18 protein-coding genes are annotated in these 20,636 nt (G+C 65.7%); 3 read left to right on the top strand and 15 right to left on the bottom strand.

Translation table 11 applies throughout. The annotated features are described in order from the left end of the window. Positions 1–59: 59 nt before the first annotated feature. The 3 genes from C7446_RS16455 to C7446_RS08080 all read left to right on the top strand — a co-directional run bounded on the left by C7446_RS16455 (position 60) and on the right by C7446_RS08080 (position 4,065). A complete protein-coding gene (locus tag C7446_RS16455) occupies positions 60–206 on the top strand; it encodes a hypothetical protein (protein WP_170150029.1) in 147 nt (48 codons plus the stop codon). A gap of 497 nt (positions 207–703) precedes the next feature. Next, on the top strand, positions 704–1,810 hold the full coding sequence (locus C7446_RS08085; RefSeq protein ID WP_121172575.1) for a 3-deoxy-7-phosphoheptulonate synthase: 1,107 nt from the start codon (positions 704–706) through the stop codon (positions 1,808–1,810). A gap of 122 nt (positions 1,811–1,932) precedes the next feature. Then, positions 1,933–4,065: a PhoX family protein gene (locus C7446_RS08080; protein ID WP_121172574.1), complete on the top strand. Its 2,133-nt coding sequence runs from the start codon at positions 1,933–1,935 to the stop codon at positions 4,063–4,065. A gap of 87 nt (positions 4,066–4,152) precedes the next feature. On the opposite strand, the gene ppk1 is transcribed toward C7446_RS08080, so the two are convergent. From ppk1 to C7446_RS08005, 15 genes are all read right to left on the bottom strand, one after another. Continuing rightward, positions 4,153–6,345, bottom strand: coding sequence for a polyphosphate kinase 1 (gene ppk1, locus C7446_RS08075; RefSeq protein ID WP_121172573.1), 2,193 nt, complete (start codon positions 6,343–6,345; stop codon positions 4,153–4,155). A 114-nt stretch (positions 6,346–6,459) separates the two neighbouring features. Then, a complete protein-coding gene (hemB, locus tag C7446_RS08070; RefSeq protein ID WP_121172572.1) occupies positions 6,460–7,479 on the bottom strand; it encodes a porphobilinogen synthase in 1,020 nt (339 codons plus the stop codon). A 262-nt stretch (positions 7,480–7,741) separates the two neighbouring features. After that, complete coding sequence (tatC, locus tag C7446_RS08065; RefSeq protein WP_121172571.1) at positions 7,742–8,518, bottom strand: twin-arginine translocase subunit TatC; 777 nt, start codon at positions 8,516–8,518, stop codon at positions 7,742–7,744. Next, positions 8,515–8,937: a Sec-independent protein translocase protein TatB gene (gene tatB, locus C7446_RS08060; protein ID WP_121172570.1), complete on the bottom strand. Its 423-nt coding sequence runs from the start codon at positions 8,935–8,937 to the stop codon at positions 8,515–8,517. Before tatB ends, tatC begins: the two co-directional genes overlap by 4 nt. A 3-nt stretch (positions 8,938–8,940) precedes the next feature. Then, the gene (gene tatA / locus C7446_RS08055) at positions 8,941–9,237 is read right to left on the bottom strand and encodes a Sec-independent protein translocase subunit TatA (protein WP_121172569.1); all 297 of its coding nucleotides are present in this window, start codon (positions 9,235–9,237) and stop codon (positions 8,941–8,943) included. 52 nt (positions 9,238–9,289) lie between these two features. Then, on the bottom strand, positions 9,290–9,634 hold the full coding sequence (locus C7446_RS08050) for a phosphoribosyl-ATP diphosphatase (protein WP_121172568.1): 345 nt from the start codon (positions 9,632–9,634) through the stop codon (positions 9,290–9,292). A 113-nt stretch (positions 9,635–9,747) separates the two neighbouring features. Beyond that, a complete protein-coding gene (ubiB, locus tag C7446_RS08045; RefSeq protein WP_121172715.1) occupies positions 9,748–11,373 on the bottom strand; it encodes a ubiquinone biosynthesis regulatory protein kinase UbiB in 1,626 nt (541 codons plus the stop codon). A 2-nt stretch (positions 11,374–11,375) separates the two neighbouring features. After that, entirely contained in the window at positions 11,376–12,005 is a 630-nt protein-coding gene (locus C7446_RS08040; protein WP_342768359.1) for a ubiquinone biosynthesis accessory factor UbiJ, read from the bottom strand. Positions 12,006–12,177: 172 nt separating this feature from the next. Continuing rightward, a complete protein-coding gene (gene ubiE, locus C7446_RS08035) occupies positions 12,178–12,924 on the bottom strand; it encodes a bifunctional demethylmenaquinone methyltransferase/2-methoxy-6-polyprenyl-1,4-benzoquinol methylase UbiE (RefSeq protein ID WP_121172567.1) in 747 nt (248 codons plus the stop codon). Positions 12,925–13,045: 121 nt separating this feature from the next. Next, positions 13,046–13,441 (bottom strand): gamma-butyrobetaine hydroxylase family protein, encoded by a 396-nt coding sequence (locus C7446_RS08030; protein ID WP_121172566.1) that lies wholly within the window; start codon positions 13,439–13,441, stop codon positions 13,046–13,048. Positions 13,442–13,572: 131 nt separating this feature from the next. Continuing rightward, positions 13,573–14,952, bottom strand: a complete 1,380-nt coding sequence (hslU, locus tag C7446_RS08025; RefSeq protein WP_121172565.1) for an ATP-dependent protease ATPase subunit HslU — start codon at positions 14,950–14,952, stop codon at positions 13,573–13,575. Between the two features lie 2 nt (positions 14,953–14,954). Next, on the bottom strand, positions 14,955–15,476 hold the full coding sequence (gene hslV / locus C7446_RS08020) for an ATP-dependent protease subunit HslV (protein ID WP_070978505.1): 522 nt from the start codon (positions 15,474–15,476) through the stop codon (positions 14,955–14,957). Positions 15,477–15,665: 189 nt separating this feature from the next. Further along, the gene (locus C7446_RS08015; RefSeq protein WP_121172564.1) at positions 15,666–16,427 is read right to left on the bottom strand and encodes an SPOR domain-containing protein; all 762 of its coding nucleotides are present in this window, start codon (positions 16,425–16,427) and stop codon (positions 15,666–15,668) included. Continuing rightward, on the bottom strand, positions 16,428–18,113 hold the full coding sequence (gene argS, locus C7446_RS08010; RefSeq protein WP_121172563.1) for an arginine--tRNA ligase: 1,686 nt from the start codon (positions 18,111–18,113) through the stop codon (positions 16,428–16,430). Positions 18,114–18,271: 158 nt separating this feature from the next. Next, the gene (locus C7446_RS08005) at positions 18,272–20,524 is read right to left on the bottom strand and encodes a primosomal protein N' (protein ID WP_245977768.1); all 2,253 of its coding nucleotides are present in this window, start codon (positions 20,522–20,524) and stop codon (positions 18,272–18,274) included. Positions 20,525–20,636 lie beyond the last annotated feature (112 nt).

Raw genomic sequence — 20,636 nt, 5'->3', positions numbered from 1 at the left:
ATGCAACAATCGGGCAGTCGCCGGTTACCGGTGACCAGGGTTCACTCGGAGGTGGCTCCATGCGTTCACGCATCACCCTGTTCCGCCGTCTGCACAGGCGCCATGAACGTCATGAAAAGCTGCTTGCCGTACTGATGGTGGCCGCCCTGCTTGTGACAGCGCTGCTGGCGGCACTGCCGGGGCTGTTCTTCTGGAGCGAGCTGTAGCCGGAGACCGCAGCAGCCGGAGAGTGGTATCGCCGCTGCCCGCGAATGAGTCGAGGCGTGCTCTCGGGCATGCCCGAGGAAGATGAAGACGAGTAACGAAGGAGACGCATGATGATGCCTGTAGCGTCAGTCAACCATTCCGGATGCTTCGCCTGCAGTGGCGAAGGGCTGGCGCCGTGCATGGATCATGTCGGTCATTTCGGCAGCTATTGGTTTGGTATCAGGCACGCCTGAGTCATTCGGGCGTGCCTGAGAGCGATCAGGCTGCCCGCCCCAAGGAAACCCCCGGTCGGCAGCCGCCACCGGGGGTTTTTTTTATCACGCCCTGATCGGGCCCGGCAGGAGCATTCGCATGCGTTATTACAGCTACTTTTCCGGCTTTCCCTTTCACTGGCGGTCGGCAGCCCGCCGTACGGGCCGTGCCTGTCATCTGCACCCACGAACATCCGCGCCGTTGTGCTGACGCATGACGGCGCCCGAACCCTGGAGCGCCCCTGATGTCGATTTCCGAAACCACGCCCGCTACCACCGCTGCATCCGAGCTGCCCGCGCGCCGGACCCGCTGTGCGCTGCCGAGCAGTGCCGAACTGAAGCGCGAGCTGCCGCTTGCCGACGAGCTGACCCGTACCATTGCCCATCAGCGCAGCGCCATCCGCGATATCATCCATGGCAGGGATGATCGCCTGCTGGTCGTGACCGGCCCCTGTTCGATTCACGATGAACACGCCGCCATGGAGTACGCCCGGCATCTGCAGGAGCTGGCGGCCCGGGTCGGTGAACAGCTGCTGCCGGTGATGCGTGTCTACATCGAGAAACCGCGTACCACCGTGGGCTGGAAGGGTTTTGCCTATGATCCCGATCTCGATGGTCGCGATGACATGGCGGGCGGGCTGTGGCGTGCCCGTCGGCTGATGCGCGACATCGTCGCGCTCGGGGTGCCGGTGGCGACCGAGCTGCTCCAGCCGATGACGGCGCCCTATATCGATGATCTGGTGAGCTGGGCGGCGATCGGGGCGCGTACCACCGAATCCCAGATTCATCGCGAGCTGGCCAGCGGTTTTCCGGCCCCGGTGGGGTTCAAGAACGGCACCGATGGCGGGATCGGGGTGGCGCTGGATGCCATGGCGGCCAGCGCCCACGGTCATCGCTTCTTCGGCGTTGATGAGCAGGGCGGACCGGCGGTGATCGAAACCGCCGGCAATCCGGATACGCAGCTGGTACTGCGTGGTGGCCATCAGGGCCCCAACTGCGACCCGGGGAGCATCGAGGCGGCCTGCCGGGCACTCGAACATGCCGGTCACCCGCCCTCGCTGATGGTGGACTGCTCGCACGCCAACAGTGGCAAGGATCCCTTTCGACAGCCCGAGGTATTCGAGCAGGTCATCGAGCAGCGTCTGGCAGGGCAGCAGGCCCTCACCGGGGTGATGATCGAAAGCCATCTGGAAGGCGGGCGCCAGCCCATGGGCGGCGAGCTGCAGCATGGGGTATCGATCACCGATGGCTGTCTGGACTGGGCGCAGACCCGCAGCCTGCTGCTGGCAGCCGCCGAGCGCCTCGCCCGGGCGCCGTCGATGGCGTCGGCCGGTGCCGAAATCTCCCTCTGAGCAGATATCCCGCCGGGCGGGGCTTGTGTCCGGCGGGTGGGTGTCACCAGAGTGTCACGTCCTGCGCCTAGCGTGGATGAGGACCAGGTCGTTTTCATCCACGCAGCTGACGGGAAGTGAGCATGAGTGCCGAGATCGAAAATCACGATAACCACAATCACAGCCGGAATACGCCGTTTTCGACCATCCTCGAGCGCCACATCTCCCGCCGCCGGGTCATGCAGGGTGGGCTCGGCGTGGCAGCAGCGACCCTGTTTGCCGGTTTCGGCCTGCCCGGAGCGGTGCGGGCCGCCACGGCGGCTGCCGGTGAGGGCTCGCTGCGGCTGGGATTCGATTCGGTACCGGGTTCGCTGACCGATGCCGTGGTGGTGCCGCCGGGGTATCGTGCCCAGGTACTGGCGCCCTGGGGAACGCCGCTCGATGCCGATGGCCCCCGGTGGTCCGACGAGCTGGCGCTGACGCCCGAGCTGCAGGCGCGCGCGCTGGGCATGCATCACGATGGCATGTATCACTTTCCGCTCGATCCGGCGCAGGCCTCCCGCGATTTCCTGCTGGTGCTCAATCACGAGTACATCGATCAGCAGGCGCTCTGGGCGCCGAGCGGTGGCCCTGCCCATGCCGATGAGGGAGCGCGCCCGGCGGATGAGGTACGTACCGAGATCAACGCGCATGGCGTGTGCGTGGTGCGTGTCCGGCGCGATGACAGCGGGCACTGGACGGTCGTCGCCGGGGATCCTCACAACCGGCGCTTCACCTCGGCCACGCCCATGGAGCTGGCCGGACCGGTGCGTGGCAGCGATCGGGTTCATACCGCCTGGTCGCCGGACGGTACCCGGGTGCGGGGCACCAACAACAATTGCGCCTGCGGCTACACGCCCTGGGGCACCTACCTGAGCTGTGAAGAGAACTGGCCCGAGGTCTTCATCAATCGCGGTACCCAGACGCCCGACCAGCAGCGCCTCGGCATGCCTGCCGGGCGGGGCCGCTACGGCTGGGAAACCGCCCGGGGCGGCAGCGAGGGGGAGTTTGCGCGTTTCGACAATACTCCCCGGGCGGCCAGTGCACGGGAGGATTATCGCAACGAGGCGCGCGCGTTCGGCTATGTGGTGGAGATCGATCCCTATGACAGCGAGAGCAGCGCCTTCAAGCGAACGGCGCTGGGGCGCTTTCGCCACGAGGGCTGCTGGCCCGGCAGGGTGGTCGAGGGCGAGCCGCTGACCTTCTATACCGGCCATGATGCCCGCAACGAGTACATCTACAAGTTCGTCTCGGACAAGCGCTGGGATCCCCGTGATGCCAACCGTCCCGGTGAACGCTACGACCGCCAGGCGATCGGCGCCCGCTATCTGGATGAGGGCACGCTCTACGCGGCGCGTTTCAACGCCGATGGCAGCGGCGATTGGCTGGCACTGACGCCGGAAAGTGAAATCCCCGGTGGCGGCCCCGCGGGCGAGCGCACCCTGGGGGAGGTGTTCGGCGACCAGGCCGGCATCATCATCAATACCTGCGATGCCGCCGATCTGATGGGAGCCACGCCCATGGATCGGCCGGAGTGGGGCACGGTCGATCCGGGCTCCGGCGAGGTCTACATGTCGCTGACCAACAACTCCGATCGCACGGCCGAAGGCACCGAGCCGACCTTTACCGACGGTGCGGCGGGCATTGGTGCTCTCGGCGCCGGGTTCGATACGGCGCCGGTCAATGCCGCCAACCCACGGCCCGACAACGATTTCGGCCAGGTCATGCGCTGGCGCGAGGAAGACGAGCCGCATCGCTTCGCGTGGGAAGTCTTCCTGTTCGGGGCCCCGGCCGGCGCCGATGACGACATCAACCGCTCGGGGCTGACCGAGGCCAGCGAGTTCGCCAGCCCCGATGGCCTCTGGTTCGATCAGCGGGGAGAGAGCGGCGAGGGCATCCTCTGGATCGAAACCGACAATGGGATCGACAAGGGGCGTGACAATGCCGTGGCCCGGGCGACCAACGATCAGGTGCTGGCGGTCGTGCCGGAGGCCATGGGGCGCGGCGACACCCGCCGGACCGGGCAGCAGCTCAGGCGCTTTGCCGTGGGGCCGAATGCCTGTGAGGTCACCGGCATTTTCGCAACACCGGATCGCTCGGCACTGTTCATCAACATCCAGCACCCGGGCAACTGGCCGGCCGGCGATGATGCGACCCGGGCGAGCGAAGGGCAGGTTCGTCCGCGGGCGGCCACGGTGGTGATCCAGAAGGAGGGCGGCGGCGCGATCGGTGTCTGACCCCGGCTGATGCGGCCCCGGCCTGCGGCCATGACTGCGGCAGGCCGGGCGCGCGGCCTTCATGTCAACTCGCGCTGGCGAATTCCTTCAGGCGCGGGCCGAGTAGGCGTAGAGCAGCGTCTCCTGCGCACTGATGGCGGCTTCCCCGTCGCCCGGCTGACGCTTTTCGTAGTGGCCGTCGCTGTGCAGCTGCCAGCTCTGACAGTTGTCCAGCAGATAGGTGTCGAGATCCTTGCGGACGCGCTTGGCGATATGGCGATCCAGCAGCGGAAAGCAGGTTTCGACCCGATTGAACATGTTGCGCTCCATGAAATCGGCACTCGAACACCAGGTTTCCGGCTTGCCGGCATTGTGGAAATGATAGACCCGGGTATGTTCGAGAAAGCGGCCCACGATCGAGCGTACCGTGATGTGGTCCGACACGCCGGCCACCCCGGGGCGCAGACAGCAGGTGCCGCGGATGATCAGGTCGCACTTCACGCCGGCCTGTGACGCGCGGTAGAGCGCCCGGATCAGCTGCGGCTCGGTCAGCGAGTTGCACTTGATGATGAGATGGCTCTTGCGTCCCTTGCGGGCATTGCGTGCCTCGCGGTCGATCATGTCCAGCAGGCGGCTGTGCAGGATGAAGGGAGCGTGCAGGACATGCTCGGTATGGCGTGGCTCTCCCATCCCCGAGAGCTGCTGGAAGACGTGATGAACGTCCTCGCAGAGGCTTTCGCGAGCGGTCAGCAGGCTGTAGTCGGTATACAGGCGTGCCGTTCCGGCGTGGTAGTTGCCGGTGCCCATGTGGGCATAGTGGCGGATGCGACCGGCCTCGCGGCGCACGATATGCAGCATCTTGGCGTGGGTCTTGTAGGCCATCACGCCATAGATGACATTGGCGCCGGCTTCCTGCAGTCGCGACGCCAGCGCAATGTTGTCGGCCTCGTCGAAGCGGGCGCGCAGCTCGATCACCACGGTGACTTCCTTGCCGTTGCGGGCGGCCTCGACCAGGGCATTGACCACGCCGGAATCGGCGCCGGTCCGATAGAGCGTCTGCTTGATGGCCAGCACATTGGCATCGCGGGCGGCCTCGGCCAGCCAGTTCTCGATCACGCTGAACGACTCCCACGGATGCAGCAGCAGCACATCCTCCCGGGCGATGATGGCGAACAGGCTCTCGTCGTTCCTGAGCACCTTCGGCAGCCCCGGGGTGAAGGGCGCGTAGCGCAGGTCACTGCGGTGGCTGTCGCCAATCATCGCCATCAGTCGGCTGAGATTGACCGGACCATCGACCAGGTAGAGGTCGCGTCGATCCAGCCGGAACTGGGAGAGCAGAAAATCGCTGAGATGCTCGGGACAGTTGTTGGCGACCTCGAGGCGTACGCCGTCGCCGTAGCGTCGTGCCAGCAGTTCGCCCTTGAGCGCCGAGGCCAGATCGGAGACATCCTCGGTATCCACGCTGAGATCGGCGTTGCGCGTCAGCCGGAACTGATAGCAGCCGCGGATGGTCATGCCGGGGAACAGCTGGCCGGCATGGGCATGAATCATCGATGAAAGGAAGAGGTATTCCTGACACCCGGGCTGGCCGAGTGATTCGGGTACCCGAATCAGGCGCGGCAGTGACCGGGGCGCCGGGATGATGGCCATGCCGCCGGTGCGGCCGAAGGCATCCTGGCCTTCGAGCTCGACGATGAAGTTGAGGCTCTTGTTGACCAGGCGCGGGAACGGGTGCGAGGGATCCAGCCCGATCGGGCTGATGACCGGCATGATCTCCTCATCGAAGTATTCGTGGACCCACTTTTGCTGATCCCGGGTCCACTGGCTGCGTCGCAGGAAGTGAATGCCCTGGCTGGCGAGTGCCGGGATCAGATGGTCGTTGAGGATGTGATACTGGCGCTCGACCTGTTCGTGCGCCAGCCGCGAGATCTCGGCAAAGACCGAGGAGGGCGAGTGACCATCGGCACTGGGGTCCTCGTGCCCGAAGGCTATACGGTGCTTGAGCCCGGCGACCCGGATCTCGAAGAACTCATCGAGATTGGACGAGAAGATCAGCAGGAACATCAGTCGATCGAGCAGGGGGTGGCTCTCGTCGAGGGCCTGCTCGAGCACGCGAATGTGAAACTGCAGGGTGGAGAGTTCGCGATTGAAGTAAAGCCGCGGATCATCGAGCTCGGGGATGCTGTCGGAGGGGATCGGGGCGCGGACGCCGGTCTTGCTGCGATTGACCCGCAGCGCCGTCGTGGAGCCCTCAACGGCTTCACCCTGCGAATCGGTTTCACTCTCCGATCTGGCGGCCATGCTCCTGGTCCCCCTGTTGCAGCGCACTGTTCGTGCCCGATCGGGTACCGGGCACGATCTTGCCGTCAGGGTGCCGCAATCACGTGACGGTTCAATGACACCGCGACGGTCTCTTCAGCCTGCGCGCTCCTCGGCCAGCCACTGGGCGGCGCGCTTGGCAAAATAGGTCAGGATGCCGTCGGCACCGGCACGCTTGAAGCAGGCCAGCGACTCCATGACCACCTGGCGCTCATCGAGCCAGCCGCGTTCGAAGGCTGCCATGTGCATGGCATACTCACCGCTGACCTGGTAGACGAAGGTGGGCACCCGCAGCTCGTCGCGCACCCGCCGCATCACGTCGAGATAGGGCATGCCGGGCTTGATCATGACGGCATCGGCCCCTTCGCTGATATCCAGCGCCACCTCGTGAATCGCTTCATCGCTGTTGGCGGGGTCCATCTGGTAGGTGGACTTGTCCGCCGCGCCGAGACTGGCAGTGGAGCCCACGGCATCGCGGAAGGGACCGTAGTAGCGTGATGCATACTTGGCCGAGTAGGCCATGATCCGGGTATTGATCAGCCCCTCGCGTTCGAGCATTTCACGGATCGAGCCGATACGGCCATCCATCATGTCGGAGGGCGCGATGAAGTCGGCGCCGGCTTCGGCATGCGACAGCCCCTGCTTGATCAGGGTCTCCACGGTGCGCTCGTTGAGCACATAACCCTGGTCATCGAGAATCCCGTCCTGGCCGTGACTGGTATAGGGGTCCAGGGCCACGTCGGTAATGATCCCCAGCTCGGGATGCGCCTGCTTGAGCGCACGCACGCTGCGCTGAATCAGCCCGTTGGCGTTGTAGGCCTCTTCGGCATGCAGGCTCTTGAGCTCGGGACCGACCACCGGAAACAGGGCGATGGCGGGAATGCCCAGCGCACTCAGCTCGCCAGCCTCTTCCAGCAGCAGATCGAGAGACAGCCGTTCGACGCCCGGCATGGAAGGGATGGCATCGCGTTGCTGTTCGCCTTCCTGGACAAACACCGGCAGAATCAGATCGTCCACGGTCAGGGTGGTTTCGCGCATCATGCGACGCGAAAAGTCATCCTTGCGCATCCGCCGCATGCGGGTAGCAGGAAACTGGCGAAAGGTCGTCTGTGGCACGAACACTCTCCACTTGAGCGATATTGACAGGTCAGCAGCAGTATAACAGTTCCGCCACAACGGTGGCGTGAGCGGCATGATGGCTGGCGGGCGATGACCCGGCTGCCCGCCCTGAACGCCGGCGAGACAACGCCATGGAACAAGCCGATCGCCTTGATCATGGCCGGCTGCGGGCGTACGAAAGGGCGGCTTCGTGCTCGAAATGGCCGGGGGGGAGCGCTACCACTGACCCATGCCGGCCGGCACGGGTCGGCAGCTGTGGTCAGGAGCTGTCGCTCTCCCGATCGGCTTCGTCACGGCCGCCGCGCGGGTGGCGTACCAGCCGCCCGAACAGGATGCCGATCTCGAACAGCAGCCACATCGGCCCGGCCAGCAGCGTCTGCGAGACGATATCGGGCGGCGTCAGCAGCATGCCGACCACGAAGCAGCCGATGACCACGTACGGCCGTTTGGCGGAGAGGGACTGCACCGTGACCGCGCCGGTCAGGATCAGCAGAAAGGTGGCCACCGGAATCTCGAACGCCAGGCCGAAGGCAAAGAACAGCTTCAGCACGAAGGAGAGATAGGCGTTGATGTCGGTCATGACCTGCACGCCCTGGGGCGCCGTGCTGGTAAAGAACTGGAACAGCAGCGGGAAGACCACATAGTAGGCGAACGCCGCGCCACAGTAGAACAGCGCCACGCTGGAGGCCAGGATCGGAATCGCCAGCCGTTTTTCATGCACATAGAGGCCGGGGGCGATGAACGCCCAGGCCTGATAGAGCACGAACGGAATGGCCACGAACAGCGCCACGATCAGGGTCAGCTTGAATGGCGCCAGAAAGGGTGAGGCCACCTCGGTGGCGATCATCTGCGAGCCTTCGGGCAGCAGTGCCATCAGTGGCCGGGCGATGAACTCGTAGAGCTGATTGGAAAAGGCATACAGCGCTGCGAAGACGATGACCACGGCGATGATCGCCTTGAGCAGGCGCGAGCGCAGCTCGATCAGATGCTCGACCAGGGGCGTCTGCTGGCTATCGGGATCCTGCGACTGGCTCATCGGGGGGCGTCGTTCCTGTCAGCGTCGGAGGAGGTCGTGTGGCGGCTGTTGTCGGCGGGTGCTGCAGTGTCATCCGCTGCCGGCTCGCGGCCAGCCGATCCGGCGCCCGGCGTTTCGTCGTCGGCCGGGGGGCGCTCGCTGTCAGACCGGTTGCGGGGCGTGTCACCCAGTCCCTCGACGTCCTGGCGCATCTTCGACAGCCCCTGATCAACCCGGTCGCGCTTGTGTTTCATCTGGCGCTGCAACTCTTCGGTTTCGAGCTGGCTGGAAATCTCGCGCTGCACATTGCCGATGGTGCGCCGGATGCGGCCGATCCACAGCCCGGCTGCCCGAGCGGCAGTGGGCAGCCGTTCGGGACCCAGCACGATCAGGGCAATGACCGCGATGACTGCCAGTTCCAGAAAGCTGACATCGAACATCGCCTACTGGTTCCGGGTCTCTTTGTCGTGCTCACCGGCAGAGGAGGACGTCGCGTTTTCGCGCTTCTCCGCCGGATTCTCGTAGGTCTGGTTGCGCGAATCCTGCTGATCCTCGACCTGGCGGGTCTGGTGGGGCTGCTGCTTGTCGGCCTCTTCCTCGCCATCATTGACGGCCTGCTTGAAGCCCTTGATGGCACCGCCCAGATCGCCACCCAGATTGCGCAGTTTCTTGGTGCCGAAGATCAGTATGATGATGCCCAGTACGATCAGAAGCTGCCAGATACTGATACCACCCAACATAAGCGTACTCCATTACCAGTCGAATGAGCGTGCTCCCGGCCGGGAAGCGCGATCAGGTCGTGTTGCGGGCGGCCTTTTCATCGAGCCCGGAGACGCCGGAGCGGCGAGCCAGTTCCTCGAGGACAGCCCGGTGATCGAGATCGAGATGTGACAGCATGACCAGGCTGTGAAACCACAGGTCGGCGGTTTCACTGATCAGTGCCCGGCGCTCGGCTTCGCCGCCGTGTTCGGCGTCGCGCGCGGCCAGCAGGGTTTCGGTGGATTCCTCGCCTACCTTTTCGAGAATCCTGTTGAGGCCACGCTGATGCAGTCCGGCCACATAGGAGCTGTCCGGATCACCGTGGCGTCGGCTGGCGAGGACTTCGGCCAGCTGATCGAGAGTATCGCTGCTGCTCATGCTGTATCTTCCCCTGACGCCGGTGTGGCGTCGTTGAATCGCTTATAACACCCCGTTCGGCCGGCTGTCGATGCACTTCGCAGGCTTCATCGTGGTTGCCTGCAAGCGCCGCGCTAGCGCCAGACGATCAGTGCCACGCCGATGGCGGCCGCGGCCAGAACCGGCCAGGGCTGCTGGGTCAGCCACGCCCAGAGCGGCTGCCAGGCCAGGGCCAGAGCCACCAGCAGCAGTCCCAGACGCAACCGGTGGGTGCCCCGGTTCAGGCCGTTGAGCGTATCGCGCAGGGTGCCGAGGGCGGCGGTCTGTTCGCGGCGCTGGCGGCGTTCGACCTCGACCTGTGACATCGCCTGGTGGGCCATGACCGGCAGTTGCGGGACTCGCTGGACCAGCTCGGGGGCCTGCTTCTTCAGCTCCTCCCAGAACCCCTTCGGTCCGGCACGCTCATGCATCCAGCGCTCCAGGTAGGGCTTGGCAGTGTGCCAGAGATCGAGCTCGGGGTAGAGCGTTCGTCCCAGGCCCTCGATGTTCAAGAGGGTCTTCTGCAGCAGCACCAGCTGCGGCTGGACCTCCATGTTGAAGCGGCGGGCGGTCTGGAACAGTCCCATCAGCACCTGGCCGAAGGAGATATCCTTGAGCGGCTTCTCCAGAATCGGTTCGCAGACCGAGCGGATGGCCGCGGCAAACTCGTTGGCGCGGGTCCCTTCGCCCACCCAGCCGGACTCGATGTGCAACATCGCCACTTCATAATAATCCTGACGGAAGAAGGCAATGATGTTACGCGCCAGGTAATCCTGGTCCTCGCGGGTCAGGCTGCCGACGATGCCGCAATCGATGGCAATGTAGCTGGGATCGAGGGGGTTGTCGGCATTCACGAAGATGTTGCCGGGATGCATGTCGGCGTGAAAGAAGTTGTCGCGGAATACCTGGGTGAAGAAGATCTCGACCCCGCGCTCCGCCAGCAGGCGCAGATCGACGCCATGCTCGATCAGGGCATCGGTATCGGCTACCGGAATACCGCTGATCCGCTCCTGGACCATGACGCTGCGTCGGGTCAGCGGCCAGTGAATGGCGGGCACATACAACAGCGGCGAATGCTGGAAGTTGCGCTTGAGCTGGGAGGTGTTGGCGGCTTCCTTCTGCAGGTCGAGCTCGTCGAACAGGGTTGCCTCGTAATCCGTGACCACCTCTACCGGACGCAGCCGTCGGGCATCGGGCCATACCTTCAGCAGCAGTCGGGCAAAGGTGTACAGCAGGGCGATGTCGCTGCGCATCACGCGATCGATGCCCGGTCGGATGATCTTGACCACCACCCGCTCGCCGGAGTGGAGCTGCGCGGCATGCACCTGGGCGATCGAGGCCGAGGCCAGCGGATCGGTATCGAAATGGGCGAAACACTCCTCGACCGTGGTGCCGAGGGCCTCCTCGACACTGCGCAGCGCCTGATCGCTGGAGAAGGGCGGTACCTGATCCTGCAGCCGCTTGAGTTCGACCGCTATGTCCGGTGGCATCAGATCGCGTCGGGTGGAGAGCATCTGGCCGAACTTGACGAAGATCGGACCGAGATTCTCCAGTGCCAGTCGCAGCCGCTCGCCATTGCTGCGTTGCCGGGTCGGAAACAGCCGGATCGGCGCCATCTTCATCAGCAGCCGGGCGTAGCCCGGCAGCCGTTCGAGCGGCACCAGCGTATCGAGGCGATAGCGGGTAATGACCCAGCCGATGCGTATCAGGCGCCACAGCAGATTCAAGAACCGGATCCTCCCCGCAGCCGGCGTCCGAGACGTTCCAGACGCGCTTCAAGGCGGTCGGTGGCAATTTCCAGCTCGGTCAGGTGTTCGCGGGCGATGTCGAGCTGATTGCGGCCGGCCAGCCAGCGGCCCTCCTCGAGGATATATTCGCGCAGGTCCTCTTCCAGCGAGTGGCTGGAGCGGATGCCGAAGCGGCCGACCCGACGCAGTCCGGTGGCGAGGCTGTGCGCCGGGACATCGCCGAACCACTCTGCCAGGGCGCCTTCCCAGTCGACATCGAGATCCATCAGCAGGGCGCGGGTGGCGGCCAGCAGCCCCAGCTCGCCATGCACGATCAGCCGGTTGGCGGTCATGCACGATTCGATGGAAGCACCCCCCATGAGGGCGCCCAGGGTATCGGCGTCGATCTCGACGCAGGCGTCGGCATCGCCCGGCGAGGCGTCCGGCAGGCGGGTGAGTGCCAGCCCGCCATTGTGAAAGGTGATCAGCACCTCGAACGCCGGCGCGGTAATCCGCAGCAGCAGTCGCTTGCCGGCCAGGCCGGCCAGACGGGCCGGCGCAGCGGGGTCGCGCGCCAGCAGATGATTGAGCGTGCGTTCGGCGCTGGCGAGCAGCAAAGGCGTCATCAGTGACATCAGCACCACGACCCCGTTCGGGCGTTCAGGCCGGTCTGCGGCATCAGAGGCTGCTTGTCCATGAGAGTCGTCAACCTGAGATAATTCGTAACATCGGAGGCCTGCGGGCAGCGGCGTACGGCCTGCGTCGCCCGGCATGCTGAAGGCCCGGCATGGCGGCGACTCAGAACTTGAGGCCGCGATGCAGGGCGACAACGCCCCCGGTCATGTTGGTGTACTCGACCCGCTCCAGTCCGGCAGCTTCCATCATGCCCTTGAGGGTGGACTGGTCGGGATGCATGCGAATCGACTCTGCCAGATAGCGGTAGGAATCGGCATCATTGGCCACCAGCCTGCCCAGGCGCGGCAGGACATGAAAGGAGTACTGATCATAGACGCGTTCGAACACGGGGTGGGTGGGTTTGGAAAATTCCAGAACCAGCAGTCGCCCACCCGGCTTGAGCACGCGGGTCATCGAGGCCAGTGCGCGTGCCTGGTCGGTCACGTTGCGCAGGCCGAAGGCAATGGTAATGCAGTCGAAGGTGTTGTCGGGAAAGGGCAGTGTTTCGGCATTGGCCTGAACGACCTCGACCCGGGCACCGGCGCCCCTGTCGAGCAGGCGGTCGCGGCCCACCTGCAGCATCGAGGCATTGATGTCGGCCAGTACCACGCGCCCCTTCGGACCGACCCGACGCACGAACTGTTCGGTGAGATCGCCGGTGCCACCGGCAATATCAAGGACCTGATGGCCGCGACGGACACCGGAGCGCTCCAGCGTGACCCGCTTCCAGAGGCGGTGAATGCCGAGTGACATCAGATCGTTCATCAGGTCATAGCGGGCAGCAACGCTGTCGAAGACCTCGGAGACCCGGCCGGCCTTCTCCTCGAGGGGCACTTCCTGATAACCGAAATGCGTGGTTCTGCTGTTCATATCCGTGTCCCTGATTCGATTGTCGCTGTGCCGGGGAGCCGACAGTAATGCGGCGGCACCGCATTGTAGCGTCGCACCGGAAGATTGTCCCGGACGGCGCATGGCACCAGCCGTTCCCGGCCTAGTGGACCTGACGTACCGGAATGCCCAGCGGCTCGCGCGAGGCGCCGGCCGCTTCCAGCCGGTGCAGGTAGTCCTGCCACCACTGCTCGCGATGCTGACACATCTCCCACAGGTATTCCCAGCTGTAGAGACCGCTGTTGTGGCCGTCGTCGAAGTGCAGCTTCAGGGCGTAGTTGCCGACCGGCTCGATGTTCAGGAGCCCGACATCCTTCTTGCCGGTCTGCAGCACGGCCTGCTCGGGAGAGTGGCCGCGGACCTCCGCGGAAGGAGAGAAGACCCTGAGCAGCTCGGCGGCGAGGCGAAAGCTCTGGCGCCGGCCATCGATATCATAACTCAGCTCGAGATCGCGATCGTATTTGTGATAGTGCACGTTTACGGGGATCGGCGCGCTCATGAAACCTCCGCAATACCATTCTGGCAGGGTATCGCCGGTAGAAGGAAAAAACGGCGCCGAAAACGGCGCCGTCTCCAGAATACGCGCTGAAACAGGCGGGTGCCAGCCGAGCGTCCCCGCCCGTAATGGTCCTACAGGATATAGCGCGACAGATCCTCATCCTTCGCCAGTTCACCGAGCTGCTCATCGACATAGGCGGCATCGATGACCAGCGGCGACTGCATGTCGCTGCCCTCGTAGAGCGCCTTCTCCAGCAGCCGCTCCATCATGGTGTGCAGCCGGCGTGCGCCGATGTTCTCGGTCCCCTCGTTGACCTGCCAGGCGGTCCGGGCGATGCGCTCGATGCCATCGTCGGTGAAGCGGACTTCCAGGTCCTCGGTCGCCAGCAGGGCTTCGTACTGCCGGGTGAGCGACGCCGAGGGCTCGGTAAGGATGCGCTTGAACTCGTTCGGCGACAGGGCCGTCAGTTCAACCCGGATCGGCAGGCGGCCCTGCAGCTCGGGGATCAGGTCGGACGGCTTGGAGAGATGAAACGCCCCGGAGGCGATGAACAGGATGTGATCGGTACGCACCATGCCGTGCTTGGTGGAGACGGTCGAGCCCTCGATCAGCGGCAGCAGGTCGCGCTGCACGCCCTCACGGGAGACATCGCCGCCGCTGCCCGACTCGGCCCGCTTGGCGACCTTGTCGATCTCATCCACGAAGACGATTCCGTTCTGCTCGACCGCTTCGATGGCCCGCTGCTTGATCTCTTCCTCGCTGACCAGCTTGGCGGCTTCCTCGTCGCGCACCAGCCGCATCGCTTCGGCGACGGTGATGCGACGGCTCTCGCTCTTCTGCTTGCCGAAGCTGGAAAACATGTTCTGCAGCTGGCTGGTCATCTCTTCCATGCCCGGCGGGGCCTGGAAGTCCATGCCCTGACTGGCGGGGGTGAGCTCGATGTCGATCTCGCGATCGTCGAGCTTGCCCTCGCGCAGCTGCTTGCGGAAGGTCTGCCGGGTGGAGCTGTCACGATTGCGACCACTGTCATACTCGCTGCCCCGGGCCGGCGGCAGCAGGGCGTCGAGCACGCGCTCCTCGGCGGCCTCTTCGGCCTTGTGCTGCATCGCCGCCTTGGCGTCCTCGCGCACCATCTTCATCGCCATCTCGACAAGATCGCGAATGATCGACTCCACATCGCGGCCGACATAGCCGACCTCGGTGAACTTGGTCGCCTCGACCTTGACAAAGGGCGCTCCCGCCAGCTTGGCCAGGCGCCGGGCAATCTCGGTCTTGCCGACCCCGGTGGGGCCGATCATGAGGATGTTCTTGGGGGTGACCTCGGGGCGCAGCTCGTCGTCGAGCTGCATGCGCCGCCAGCGGTTGCGCAGGGCGATGGCCACGGCGCGCTTGGCGTCGGCCTGACCGACGATGTACTGATCGAGCGCATGAACGATCTCGCGCGGCGTCATCTGCGACTGCTGCGAGGTCGCCTCGGTAGTTAATGATTGCGAAGTCTGAGACTGGGTCATGATCAATCCAGTGCCTCGAGTGTCACGGTGTGATTGGTATAGACGCAGATGTCGGCGGCGATGTTCAGACTCTTTTCGGTGATCTCGCGCGCGGACAGCTCGGTGTTGTCCAGCAGGGCCCGGGCTGCGGCATTGGCATACTGCCCTCCGGAGCCGATGGTGATGATGCCGTATTCCGGCTCGAGCACATCGCCGGTGCCGGTGATGATCAGCGACGAATGCCGGTCGGCCACCGCCAGCATGGCCTCGAGCCGGCGCAAGGCGCGGTCGGTGCGCCACTCCTTGGCCAGTTCGACAGCGGCCTTGGCGAGATGACCCTGATACTTCTCGAGCTGGGCTTCAAAGCGCTCGAACAGGGTAAAGGCATCCGCCGTGCCGCCCGCGAAGCCGGCCAGTACCTGGCCGCGGTGAAAGCGGCGTACCTTGCTGGCGTTGCCCTTCATTACCGTATTGCCCAGCGAAACCTGGCCATCGCCGGCCAGGGCTACCTGCTCGCCACGGCGCACGGATACGATCGTGGTCATGAACGGGTCTCCAGTAAACGGGGGATGAAGCTCCCCGGGGAACATTGCGACGCCGGGCGCCACTGTCTGATGGGAGAATTAGATGCGGACGCCGCGCAGGGAAATCAAGTCGCAGCGGCCAACGGCTTGCGCTGAAGCGATGGCAGGAGGGCGCAGCGGGGGCCCTGTTCCCGCTGCGATCCCGGGCGGTCAGCCCTGCAGGCGGATCAGCATCGGCTCGATCTGCTGGGTTTCCATCAGATCCCGGGCGCGTGAAATCTCCCGGGTGTCCTGATAGGGGCCGACCTGGACGCGATACCAGTGGGTGCCGTCGGCGGTGGTGACCTCGCTGACCCGGGCCTTCAGGCTGAGATCCTTGAGCTTGCGGGCCATCTTCCGGGCGTCATCGTTGCTGCGGAACGAGGCCGCCTGCAGCACATAGCTCGAGGGCGTGCCCGTATTGCCGCTGTCGGCATTGTCACTGCCCTGGGTGTCACTGGCACTGTTCTGCCCGCTGGCGTTGTTGTTCTGCATGATCTGCCGCGCCTTCTGATCGGCAGCGGCCTGGGTACCCGGGCGGGGCGTGGACTTGTAGGCATCCACTGACGGCGCCACCACCTCCGATTCGGGCAGCAGGGTGTAGAACTCGAAGGTCGGCATCTTCTCCTGCCGGGCGGACGGCTGCTCTTCCTGCGAGGATTGCTGCTGCGCCGACTCGCTGTTGCCGCCGGACTGGCGGGCGACCACGGCGGCTACCTGCTCACGTCCCTGCGGGGGCGCCGAGGAGTGAAAATACTGCGCGGCGGCAAAGCCGGCGATCAGCCCGACGATCCCCCACAGCCAGCCCGGCACGTGAAATCCGTCGCCGCCCTGACGGTTGCGTGTCGTGTTGCGCTTCGAAGTGGCGCCGCCGCGACCGTTGCCGCGCTGATTGGCTGAGCCGTTGCGGGAGCTGGAGCGACCGCCTGCCATTTACATCTCCTCCGGAGCGCTGACACCCAGCAGTCCGAGTCCGTTGTGCATGACCTGACGTACCGCCAGGCCCAGGGCGAGGCGAGCGTTGCGCAGGGCATCATCGTCGACCATCACCCTGACCGCGTTGTAACAGCCGTGGAATTCCGCGGCCAGCTCCTGCAGGTAGACGGCAATCTGGTGCGGCTCGCGCGCCAGCGCGGCCCGGGCGACCGTCTCCGGAAAGAGCTGCAGCCGGGTGATCAGGTCGCGCTCGCGGGGTTCGGCCAGGCGATCGAGACTGGCCCGGGCCAGCTCGGCGTCAAAGGGGTGGCCATCGCGCTCGGCACGAGCCATGACACTACACATCCGGGCGTGGGCGTACTGGGCGTAGTAGACCGGGTTGTCGTTGGACTGCGAGCGGGCCAGGTCGATATCGAAGGTCATCTGCGAGGTGGCCGGACGTGCCACCAGGAAGTAGCGGGTTGCATCGCGGCCGACTTCCTCGATCAGATCACGCAGGGTGACGTAGCTGCCGGCCCGCTTGGAGAGCTTGACCTCAACCCCCGAGCGGGTCACCAGTACCATCTGGTGGAGCACGTAGTCGGGATACCCCTCGGGAATGCCGGCATCCAGCGCCTGCAGCCCGGCACGCACCCGGGTGACAGTGGAGTGGTGATCGGCGCCCTGTTCATTGATGACGGTGGTGAAGCCGCGCTGCCACTTGTCGAGATGGTAGGCGACATCCGGCAGGAAGTAGGTGTAGCCGCCTTCACGCTTGCGCATCACCCGATCCTTGTCATCCCCGAAGTCGGTGGTGCGCAGCCACAGCGCCCCGTCAGCCTCGTAGGTGTGACCGCCCTCGATCAGGCGTTCGACGGTGGCCTCGACCTTGCCCTGCTGGTAGAGCGAGGATTCGAGGAAGTAGACATCAAAGCCGACACCGAAGGCGCGCAGATCAAGATCCTGCTCGTGACGCAGATAGGCCACGGCAAACTCGCGAATGGCCTGCTGATCGTCGGGGTCGGCCTTCGCGGTAACCCGGCGATCGTCGGCGACCACGGTTTCGCCGCGCATGTAGCTCTCGGCCACATCGCGGATGTAGTCACCGCGATAGCCATCCGCCGGCCAGCTCGGGTCACTCGGCTCGATGCCGCGCACCCGGGCGGCCACCGAGAGGGTGAGGTTGTCGATCTGGGCCCCGGCGTCGTTGTAATAGAACTCGCGGGTGACCCGATGGCCGGTCGCTTCCAGCAGGCGACAGAGCGTGTCGCCGATCGCGGCGCCCCGGCCGTGGCCGACATGCAGCGGACCGGTGGGGTTGGCAGAGACGAATTCGACCTGTACCGGGCTGCCGCCACCGACATCGCTGTGACCATAGCTGTCACCGGCGTCGATGATCGTCATCAGCACCTCGGCAGCCGAGCCGGTATCGACGAAGAAGTTGATGAAACCGGGGCCGGCGATCTCGATGTCGTGCAGCACCGGGCTCTCCGGCAGGGCAGCGACCAGCCGTTCGGCCAGCTCGCGCGGTTTCATGCCGGCGCTTTTGGCCAGCGTCATGGCCAGATTGGTGGCGTAGTCGCCGTGTTCACGATCGCGGGTGGCATCGATGCGAATGGCCGGATGGCTCTCGGCGGGCAGGGTGCCGTCGGCCTTGAGCGCCTCGAGTGCGGTCTCCAGCAGTGCGGTAATGGTGTCTTTCATTGATCTGGCATTCCGGTGGCGGCTCGGTCGGGCCCACACGGGGCGGGGACAGTCATGCGTGTATTCGGTGATCGGCCGGGGCGCCTGCTTGTGCCGGGCCGATTCGGGCCCGCCATTATCGTTCAACCAGCCCCGGTGTCAAAATCGACGCCGGGCACTCAGGTCATCTCCTGGGGGTCGACATCGACCGAATAGCGCAGCCGGCGACTGCCGGGGTGCGCGGCCAGCCACTCGTCGAGCCAGGCGGTAGCGCGGTGCAGGGCGCTGCGCCGCTCGGCACTCAGCATCAGCTGGACATGCCAGCGGGTCTGGCGGCGTTCCATGGGCGCCGGTACCGGGCCCAGGCAGTCGACCGCCAGTCCCTGCTCGCCGAGCCAGACGCGCAGCGCATTGCCCCCTTCCTCCAGCACGCTGTGCAGCATCGAGGCATCCTGACCCTCCGCCCGGATCAGCACCATGTGGCGCCATGGCGGCAGGCGGGCCATGCGGCGCTCCTCAAGCAGCTGCTCGGCCAGTGCATCGAAGCCCTGCTCGATGAGCAGCCGCAGCCCGGGGTCATCCGGATGATGGGTCTGGATCAGCACCTGGCCCGGATGGCTGGCCCGCCCGGCGCGGCCGGCTACCTGGGTGAGCAGTGCAGCGCTGTGTTCCATGGCGCGAAAGTCGGCACTGTAGAGCCCGCCATCGGCATTGACCACCACCACCAGCGTCACGTGCGGGAAGTGGTGCCCCTTGGCCAGCATCTGGGTGCCGACCAGCAGGCAGGGCTCTCCCCGGCGCACCCGGGTCAGGGTCTGCTCGAGTGCATCGCGGCGGCGGGTGGTGTCGCGATCGACGCGCAGTACCGGTGTGTCGGGAAAGGCTTCGCTCAGCGTCTCTTCGGTGCGCTCGGTGCCGGCGCCCTGGGGACGCAGGTCGGCACTGCCGCAGCTCGGGCAGGCGTCCGGGACCGGCAGGCGGGTATCGCAGTGGTGACAGATCAGCTGATGCGGCTGCCGGTGCAGGGTCAGGCGCGCATCGCAGTGGCGACACTCGCCGATCCAGCCGCACTCGTGGCAGCTCAGGCTGGGTGCAAAGCCGCGTCGATTGATGAAGATCAGCACCTGGCGGCCGGCGTCGAGCTGCTCGCCGATCGCCTTCATTGCCTGGGGGCCCAGACCGCCCCGCAGCGGCCGGCCGCGCAGATCGACCAGCCGCATGTCGGCCGGTCGGGCGTGGCCGGCGCGCTGGGTCAGGCGCAGGTGGCGATAGACCCCCTGATGGGCGTGGCGCAGCGTCTCCAGCGCCGGTGTGGCACTGCCCATCACGATCGGGATGGCGTGATGCTGGGCGCGGACCACGGCCAGATCGCGGGCGTGATAGCGCAGCCCCTCGTGCTGCTTGAAGGAGGAATCGTGCTCCTCGTCGATGATGATCACGCCCGGCGCCGCCAGCGGCGTGAAGATCGCCGAGCGGGTGCCGATGATGATGCGCGCCCGCCCGGCGCGGGCGGCCTCCCAGGCATCCAGCCGTTCATTGTCGTTGAGTCCCGAGTGCAGTGCGACCACGGCAACGCTGAAGCGGCGCCGGAAGCGTTCCAGCGTCTGGGGCGTCAGGGCGATTTCCGGCACCAGGATCAGCGCCTGGCGCCCCCGGTCGAGCACGGCCTCGATCAGCTGCAGATAGACCTCGGTCTTGCCGCTGCCGGTGACGCCATGCAGCAGCACCGGATGAAAGCGATCCAGCCCTTCGTGCATTGCCGCCAGCGCTGCGCTCTGCTCGTGGTTGAGGGTCAGTGACGGTTCGGCGAGTACCGGTCCGCTGCGGCGCTCCGGCGCTGCCAGCCACTCGCGGGTAGAGTCGATCAGGCCCTTGTCGTGCAGACCGCGCAGCTGGGCCTGGTCGAACCCCTGGGCGGTAATGGCCGAGGCCACCAGGCCGTGGCGGTGCTGACTGAGTACGCCGAGCAGCTCGGCCTGGCGGCGGGCGCGCCCCAGCTGTTCGGCGGTGGTGGCCAGCCCCTGTTCGGTGGCAAACCAGCGGGTGCGCGTGCGCGCTTCCAGCGGGCGCCCCTGGCGCAGCAGTACCGGCATGGCGTTGGCGAGCGTATCGCCCAGCGAGTGCTGGTAGTAGCGCGCAGTGAAGCGGCACAGCCAGAGCCAGTCGGCCGGCAGCGGAGTCTGGTCGAGCAGGGCCTCGATCGGCTTGAGGCGGTGGCGTTCGACATCGCTGTGAGCGCGAAAATCGACCACGATGCCCACGACCTGGCGGCGCCCCAGCGTGACCCGTACGCGCACCCCGCAGCACCAGCCGCCCGCGGGTTGTTCATTGCCGGGGAGATAGTCGAAGCAGCGGCGCAGCGGGGTGGGCACGGCCACCACCACGATGGCCGGGTCGGCAGTCGGGCTGTCCGGGGCTTGATCAGGGGGCAAGGCGAGTCTCCCGCAGCTGCCTCAGGCAGGGTGAAACGGCACGACACGGTCGGGCCGGGTCGCGGGTTGCCCATCTTCGGTGTCGGGGCGGCGACTGGCAAGCACGAAGGTG

This window comes from Kushneria sinocarnis, from assembly GCF_003633775.1.
Classification (GTDB): Bacteria; Pseudomonadota; Gammaproteobacteria; order Pseudomonadales; family Halomonadaceae; genus Kushneria; species Kushneria sinocarnis.
The sequence above is the reverse complement of the archived record's forward strand: the minus strand, read 5'-3'. Positions and strand labels throughout refer to the sequence as shown.